The following is an 8,017-nucleotide window of genomic DNA, read 5'->3' on the forward strand; positions in this document are numbered from 1 at the left end:
CTAACCCTAATTTACCTTTAAAATTGGCTTTTATAGTTGTTAGAAGTTCTGTATTTTTGTACTCTAGGCTGTTGTTCATTTTTAAAGACATTCTGTAGGAGGAAAACTTTAATATACTGAATATCAGCCTTTTTTATAAATAATTCCTCCCTTTATTTATCTTAAAATCAACTAATTAATATTTTTGTCGTGTACTAAGAATAACTTTATTACTACCCTTGATAGTCTGTGTGATAAACTGTAAAACAATGCTTATCATTAAAATGGTACTTAATAGATAAATTATCTGTTACTTTTATAATAGTCTGTACTAGAGCAAGTCCAAGTCCTGTAGACTGCTCATTTGTAGTACTTCTAAAGAATCTATTGTATATTAAATTCTCGTCTAATGGAGTAGGAATTAAACTGGTATTGCTAATTCTAAAATAATGTTCTGTAATCTCTACTTCTACCTCTCCTCCCTGTACATTGTGAGTTAATGCATTCTTCAGCAAATTCTGCACAAGAGTAATAGACAGCCCCTTATCCATATTGACTATAAAAGGTTGTTTATCCTCTTTAACCGTTATACTAACCGCTTTATACTCAAAGAACTCTTCAAAATCATCTATTATTTCCTTAATAATATCATTAAAGTTAACGTCCTGATAATTTACAAACTGCTTATTCTCTATTTTAGTTAGCATAAGAAGAGATTTATTCAGCTTAATAAGCCTTCTCAGCGTCTGATGAATAGATTGTATTTGTATCATCTGTTCTTCGCTCAGCTCTTCCTTCTCAGCCATTAGCTCTAGCTTATTACTCATAATAGCTAGAGGAGTCTGAGACTCATGAGCAGCATTAGAAACGAAGGTCTTCTGTTGTTCAAAGGTGTTCTCTATACGCCTTATCATCTTATTGATCTCTAATTGAAGGTCTGCAAATTCCCGGATAGGAGTCTTCGTCTCTTCCGTTATCACTTCTTTACCTATTGTATAGTTCTTTAGGTTATCTAGTAATTTATAAAATGAACCCCACACTACTTTTCTCAAAATAAAGTAGTTAATTAAGAATATACTGATAATCAACATCAGATATAATGCACCAACAGCAATACCAAAATCTCCTAATAAATCATCTGCTTCTATAGTAGAGGTACGTATCTCTAATAAAAAATTATCTCCATTCTTATCTTCAAAAGTAGTGGTGAGCATACGCACAGGTTCCTCATTATCATCTACATCCATATAGATCATCTCTGTAGTGAACACATTCTTTCTAGAATATTTTCCTGGCGCTAATGGAGTAATTCTAAATCCACTTGCTCCGAATGACTGTATACTATTGATACTAGGATTATTATATGCTTTTTTGACTATCTCACTTTTAGTGTTTTTCAGTCCATCATCTATATTATCATAGACCTCTTCTGTCATGAATGCATAGAAGATAAACACCCATACAGTAAGAACTATCACTATGCCAATGGATAAATACCTAAGTGTATAATTATGTAACTTCATCCCCTATTCATTCACTAATTTATACCCCATTCCATACACAGACTGAATATTTACTTCCGCGTGATGATTCTTTAGTTTTTTGCGCAAGTTCTTCACCTGAGAGTACACAAAATCGTAACTATCTGCCTCATCCATATTATCTCCCCATATATGCTCTGCAATAGAAGATTTAGTCACTAACCTATTCGCATTCACTACAAAATAATATAAGAGCTCAAACTCTTTATTATTAAGCAACATTGTACTTCCCAGCACGACTACCGTTCTCTCATCTATAAAAATCTCTATATTATTCCATTTTACACTCTGGAATCCCTGTTGATTCTTTCTTCTCAACACAGACTTTATTCGAGCTAATAGCTCCGATAGATGAAAAGGTTTAGTGAGATAATCATCTGCTCCTAACTCTAAGCCTAATACTTTATCATCTATAGAATCTTTAGCCGATATTATAATAACCGAGTCGGCTTTACCCATCGATTTGATCTCACGTAACAAGTCTATTCCATTACCATCGGGAAGCATAATATCTAACAAGATACAATCATAGTCATAGCCTACTAACTTCTCTATCCCTACCTTATAATTACTAGCCACCTCGACCAAGTAAAGCTCTCTTTCTAAAGATTCTCGTATGATATCTCTTAACTCCTGTTCGTCTTCAATAACTAAAATTTTCATATCCCTCCAATTAGTACTTACGAATATACAAGTTATCTAATAAATGTTTTTCTTTTTCAATCACAATAATACCTTAAACAAATATCAACGTCTTTATTAAAGAAATAGTCTTACTTTAGTTTTCTCAAAATATTGACTTATGTATAATACAGATAGGCTACAGATCTCCCCACTCTCTCATCGTGATAAAACCTTTATCATTGAATTAGTAAACACTCCTGGATGGCTTAAATTTATCAGAAACAAGGATATCTATACAGCGACAGATGCTCAGATGTACATACAGAGTATATTAGATAATCCACAGTAGCAATACTGGGTGGTCAATAGAAAAGAGGATGGGAAACCAATAGGGTTAATCTCCCTGATTAAGCGAGATTACTTAGACCATCATGATATAGGTTTTGCCTTCATACCCACTTACATTGGGCTAGGATATGCCTACGAAGCTACAAGCTTTATCATCAAGATAATAAGAGAATATGAGAAGTATAAAACATTATATGCTATAGCACTTCCTGACAACAAGAGCTCTATTAAACTTCTAACAAGATTAGGGTTTACTTTTATAGAGACAATAAAATCACCCGAAGAGGTGCTCAGTTTATTTAAAATATAGTGTTTAAATTATTAATAGTAGGCACATTAAAATATACTTAAATATATAATTAAAAAAAAAAATCCCTTTCCGTAATGTATTAACGCAAAAGAACATTTCGTTTATAGACTTTTATTCATACAATACTTAGCCAAAAGCAAACGCGTTTATTAGGAAAGGGAGCAAAATCGCATGAAGTACTAAGTCCCCACAATTCCTTCATACGGCAACAAAATTATATATTTTTGTAAGAGTATTCACTATGATAACAAATAATTATTAACCACTTCATCAACAATTCACTTTTAACTATAAAATCACACAAATTAACATATTATAACGCTAATTTATTCTAAGATTAAGTACAATTATTCAATCTAAAAGTCGCTAAATGCGTAAATCAAAACCAGTAATCACACTAATTCTAAGCCTTTTTATAAAAGTTTAAATATTAACTAGATAAATATTGCCCTTTTTTGTCTTTCAATTATAAAAAACAAACTGAAAAAAAACTTCTATAATCTATAGCCATAAAAAAACTGATCTAAAGATATACCTTAGATCAGTCCTATAAATTCAATAATCGAACTCGATTCTTACTTTTTAGTAAATGTCAATACTACTATATCGCCAGAACGCATAATTAACTGATCCTCTACAATGTCGTAATGAGTTACAGAGTTTAGTGCATTCATAAACTCTCTATCTGCTACTCCTTCACAGAACATCATTGTAGAAGCCATCTTATCTCCTAGCTTGATAGCGTTCCCTTCTTTAGCTTCAAAACTTCCATGGATATTATTACATCCATCATTTCCATAAACTTTTTTACCCTTAAGTTCAAAAGTTAAACTTGGTTTCTTCATTGAGAAAAGAGTACTCATATCTTTACCAGAAGTTGCTGTAGTTGTAATAGAGTTCAGTACCCATTCTCCTTCTAATTTTTTACTCATATCTACTTTTTTCTCTACTGTTACAGTAGTAATTTCTCCTGCTGTCTTACAGCTTACAGCCGTTAATGCTAAAACAGCACTTAGTAATACTAATGTCTTTTTCATCTTACTTTTATTTTATTATGTTTTCCTTTTTTCAAGGTTATTAGCAAATTTACCATTTCATATGGTAGTCTATAATAAATAATTCTTAAAATTCACATATAATATCTTATTATAAGGAATAACTCTTCTCAAAACATAAATTATTACACAAAAAAAAGGGCTATCTGTAATACAAATAGCCCTATTCTATATTTTAAATGTATTAAGAATACATTTTTGCTCTTAATTCTTTTACTTTTGGATCATCTAAGTAATCGTCGAACGTCATATATCTATCGATAGCCCCATTAGGAGTTAACTCTAGAATACGTGTACCTACTGTCTGTGCAAACTCGTGGTCATGCGTCGTTAATAAGATTGTTCCCTTAAAGTTTTTCAATGTATTATTGAATGCAGTAATAGACTCTAGGTCTAAGTGGTTCGTAGGTTCGTCTAACATTAATACGTTAGCTCTCATCATCATCATACGAGATAACATACAACGCACCTTCTCTCCTCCTGATAATACACGACCTGTTTTAAGTGCCTCTTCTCCAGAGAAAATCATCTTACCTAAGAATCCACGTACATATACTTCATCTCTTTCTTCTTCTGTCTTCGCCCATTGACGTAACCAGTCTACTAATGTCAAGTCATTGTCAAAAAACTCGTGGTTCTCTACTGGCAAATAAGATTGTGTTGTAGTGATTCCCCACTCAAACTTACCTGCATCAGCCTCTCTCTTACCATTTAAGATTTCGTAGAACGCTGTAGTAGCACGTGAGTCTTTAGAGATAACTACTAGTTTATCTCCTTTAGCCATATTTAGGTCGATATCTTTAAATAATACCTCTCCATCTATAGAAGCAGATAATCCTTCGATATTTAAAATCTGATCTCCCGCTTCTCTATCTGTATCAAATATAATAGCAGGGTATCTTCTAGAAGATGGCTTAATATCATCTAATTTTAATTTGTCAATCATCTTCTTACGAGAAGTTGCTTGTTTTGACTTCGCAACGTTCGCACTAAAACGACGGATAAACTCTTCTAATTCAGCCTTTTTCTCTTCAGCTTTCTTATTTTGTTGAGCTCTTTGTTTAGCTGCTAATTGACTTGATTCGTACCAGAATGTATAGTTACCTGAGTAATGGTTAATCTTACCGAAGTCAATATCAGATACGTGCGTACACACAGCATCTAAGAAGTGACGGTCGTGAGATACTACTAAGACTGTGTTCTCATAATGGGCTAAGAAATTCTCTAACCAAGCGATTGTCTCAAAGTCTAAGTCGTTGGTAGGCTCATCCATAATCAATACATCTGGATTACCAAATAAAGCCTGTGCTAATAATACACGTACCTTTAACTTAGCATCCATCTCTGCCATAGGTGTATAATGAAAATCTTCAGATATACCTAAGTTAGACAACATCGTAGCGGCAGCTGATTCAGCATTCCAACCATCCATTTCATCAAAACGGATCTGTAACTCTCCGATACGATCAGCATTTTCGTCTGTATAGTTTAAGTAAAGCTCATCCATCTCTTTCTTAACATTATACAAATCTTTATTACCCATCATTACAGTTTCAAGAACTGTATATTCGTCAAACATATTGTGGTTCTGATTAAGAACTGACATACGTTTTCCTGGTTCTAGAGAAACATGGCCTGATGTAGGGTCGATATCTCCCGATAATATTTTTAAGAATGTAGATTTACCAGCACCGTTAGCACCGATAATACCGTAGCAGTTACCTTGAGTAAAAGTTACATTAACTTCGTCAAATAAAATTCGTTTACCAAACTGAACTGACAGATTCGAAACTGTTAACATTATTATCTTTTAATTTAAATTGCCTACAAAATTACTAATTTTATATTTAGAAACATCTATAAATAAAACTTATCGCCCTAGACACCCACTTTAACCAATCATTAACAAGATAAAACTCCCGTAAAACTTAAATTTGCTTATATTATCTACCGAACAAATAGTCATTTAGCTAATGCAGAAAAAATTACCTAATACAAATTTATTATTTCTTTTTGTCCCACTTATAAGCCTTTTAGCATCTTGTCAAAAGAAATTTGATCCTAAGGATTATAGTGCATATATACAGGGTGAGATTATAAATCCTACTTCTAATTACCTTTTATTCTGCAAAGACAATGAAGTCCTAGACACTTTGTTCCTAGATGAAAACAATAAATTTTATAAAAAATTCGACTCATTAACACCAGGAATGTATATCTATAAGCACAATCCTGAGTTTCAATATATCTACTTTGATAAAAATGACAGTCTGACGCTACGCCTTAACTCAAGAGATTTTGACCATTCTATTATCTTCTCTGGACGAGGTGCAGAAAAGAATAATTTCTTAATGAATCTAACGGTCAGAAATATCATGGATGAGAGTGAAGGATATAGTGCCTTCGATGTATCTCCAGAGAAGTTTAGTCGAAGAATAGACTCTGTACATGCAGCTAGAACTACTTACTATCTAAGAAATAAAGCTATTATCAACTGGTCTGACAACTTTGATCTATATGCAAAAGCGAAGCTTGACTTACACTTCTTTGCATTAAAAGAGCTTTATCCTACTGCACATTATGTGAGAACAGATGAAGATGTAAGAGATAAACTCCCAGTGGACTACTATGGGTTTAGAAAAAAAATAAATTTCAATGATGAACGTTTATTAAAGTACTCTTCATTTACGAAGTACCTAGCCATAATGCTAAACTCTATTGTGAATGAACCTGAACAAAACATTATACCAGATAATAAGTTTGATAAATATATCGATAAACTTAATATAGTAGATACCTTAATCAGAAATGATAAAGTTAAAAATGCTATCCTAGACAATATTGCATTTATCTACTTATTAGAGGATCAGAACTTAAATAATAATGATAAGTTCTTAGAGCGATACTTTGAACTATCTACAGATAAGAATCAACACAATGAGATTATCCAGATCCAACAAGCGATTCAAAATCTTAAATATGAGAAGAAGTTACCTGAAGTTCCTCTAGTGAATACTAAAAATCAAAAGGTATCTATCAATTCTATTATCAATAAGAGAACTCTAATGTTCTTCTGGACTAAAAATGGAATAGCTCATGCTGATGCAGCTCATCAGATAGCTGCAGAATTAAAAGCAGAAATACCAAATATAGAAATCATATCGATCTGCATCGATGGTGAGCATGGTGAGTGGTTAAGTATATTAAAGCGCTACCCTTCTAATGGTATTGTAGAGCTTAGATCTGATGACTTTAACCTAATGAAAGATGAATGGATCATCACGAAGATACAGCGATGTATGCTATTAGACAAAGATGGGTCTATCATAGATCCTTTTGTAAATATCTTCGACAACAATTTTAAAGCAATTTTAAAGCAATAATAAAAGCGAGAGCCCAACCAAATAATTGGGCTCTCGCTTTTATTATACTCCTATCTTCCTTTGAATAAAACTGTACTACCTATAACTCAATACTGTCTCCGTTTAAATACCTCTTTTAACGGACTCACTACGAACTCAACGTGTCTCGTCCTACTATAACTGTACAATAATAGTTCTGGTTTTGTATTCTGTTTTTATTTTTTGACAAGAAATCTCTTCAATATCTGATACAACAGATGCTTTACATAATGTATACTTCATTCTATTCTAAACAAGAAAACTCCTACTTCTAAAGGATAATTAGATAAAACTGATGAAATCCAAAACTATAAAAGTCATCAAAACCCTTGTAAAATAAAGAAAAACCAAAGAAAAAGACATTTTTTTTCAATTATAAACCTCTTGATATCAAACCATTGATTTTTTTACAAAAAAAAGTAATATTTTACCTTGGTACTTTTAAATAAAAAGCAATATATTTGCCACGTCAAAAAAACCAAGGTATACGCCTTCTAAAATTGACAATTTTTAATCTCTTTTATAAAGATTAAATGGTCCAATAGCTCAGCTGGATAGAGCAACTGCCTTCTAAGCAGTAGGTCTCAGGTTCGAATCCTGATTGGATCACTAAAACACTTCTAAGTTAAGGAGTTTTTATCCTAAACTATCAATTTTGATAGATAATTTTAATCTATTTTATAAGATTAAATGGTCCAATAGCTCAGCTGGATAGAGCAACTGCCTTCTAAGCAGTAGGTCTCAGGTTCGAATCCTGAT

Annotated in this window: 7 protein-coding genes and 1 tRNA gene; 4 read left to right on the forward strand and 4 right to left on the reverse strand. The window is 32.4% G+C overall.

Annotated features, from left to right (window positions below; genetic code table 11):
* Positions 1-212 precede the first annotated feature (212 nt).
* Both HX049_RS17425 and HX049_RS17430 read right to left on the reverse strand, forming a co-directional pair.
* The gene (locus HX049_RS17425; RefSeq protein ID WP_286417557.1) at positions 213-1,502 is read right to left on the reverse strand and encodes a sensor histidine kinase; all 1,290 of its coding nucleotides are present in this window, start codon (positions 1,500-1,502) and stop codon (positions 213-215) included.
* 3 nt (positions 1,503-1,505) lie between these two features.
* Positions 1,506-2,183 carry a response regulator transcription factor gene (locus HX049_RS17430; RefSeq protein ID WP_286417559.1) on the reverse strand — a complete coding sequence of 226 codons (678 nt, stop codon included), beginning with the start codon at positions 2,181-2,183 and terminating at the stop codon, positions 1,506-1,508.
* Between the two features lie 139 nt (positions 2,184-2,322).
* Between HX049_RS17430 and HX049_RS17435 the strand changes: the two genes are divergently transcribed.
* Both HX049_RS17435 and HX049_RS17440 read left to right on the forward strand, forming a co-directional pair.
* Positions 2,323-2,493, forward strand: coding sequence for a hypothetical protein (locus HX049_RS17435; protein ID WP_286417561.1), 171 nt, complete (start codon positions 2,323-2,325; stop codon positions 2,491-2,493).
* A gap of 9 nt (positions 2,494-2,502) precedes the next feature.
* Positions 2,503-2,802 carry a GNAT family N-acetyltransferase gene (locus HX049_RS17440; protein WP_286417563.1) on the forward strand — a complete coding sequence of 100 codons (300 nt, stop codon included), beginning with the start codon at positions 2,503-2,505 and terminating at the stop codon, positions 2,800-2,802.
* Positions 2,803-3,377: 575 nt separating this feature from the next.
* On the opposite strand, the gene HX049_RS17445 is transcribed toward HX049_RS17440, so the two are convergent.
* Entirely contained in the window at positions 3,378-3,839 is a 462-nt protein-coding gene (locus HX049_RS17445) for an META domain-containing protein (RefSeq protein ID WP_286417564.1), read from the reverse strand.
* A 202-nt stretch (positions 3,840-4,041) separates the two neighbouring features.
* Positions 4,042-5,658: an ABC-F family ATP-binding cassette domain-containing protein gene (locus tag HX049_RS17450; protein ID WP_286417566.1), complete on the reverse strand. Its 1,617-nt coding sequence runs from the start codon at positions 5,656-5,658 to the stop codon at positions 4,042-4,044.
* A 172-nt stretch (positions 5,659-5,830) separates the two neighbouring features.
* Here HX049_RS17450 and HX049_RS17455 point away from each other — a divergent pair, with 172 nt between their 5' ends.
* The gene (locus HX049_RS17455; protein WP_286417568.1) at positions 5,831-7,240 is read left to right on the forward strand and encodes a hypothetical protein; all 1,410 of its coding nucleotides are present in this window, start codon (positions 5,831-5,833) and stop codon (positions 7,238-7,240) included.
* A gap of 553 nt (positions 7,241-7,793) precedes the next feature.
* A tRNA-Arg gene (locus tag HX049_RS17460) sits at positions 7,794-7,867 on the forward strand.
* The last annotated feature ends 150 nt before the right edge of the window (positions 7,868-8,017 follow it).

The sequence above is a fragment of the Myroides odoratimimus genome, assembly GCF_030326305.1.
Lineage (GTDB): Bacteria > Bacteroidota > Bacteroidia > Flavobacteriales > Flavobacteriaceae > Flavobacterium > Flavobacterium odoratimimum_A.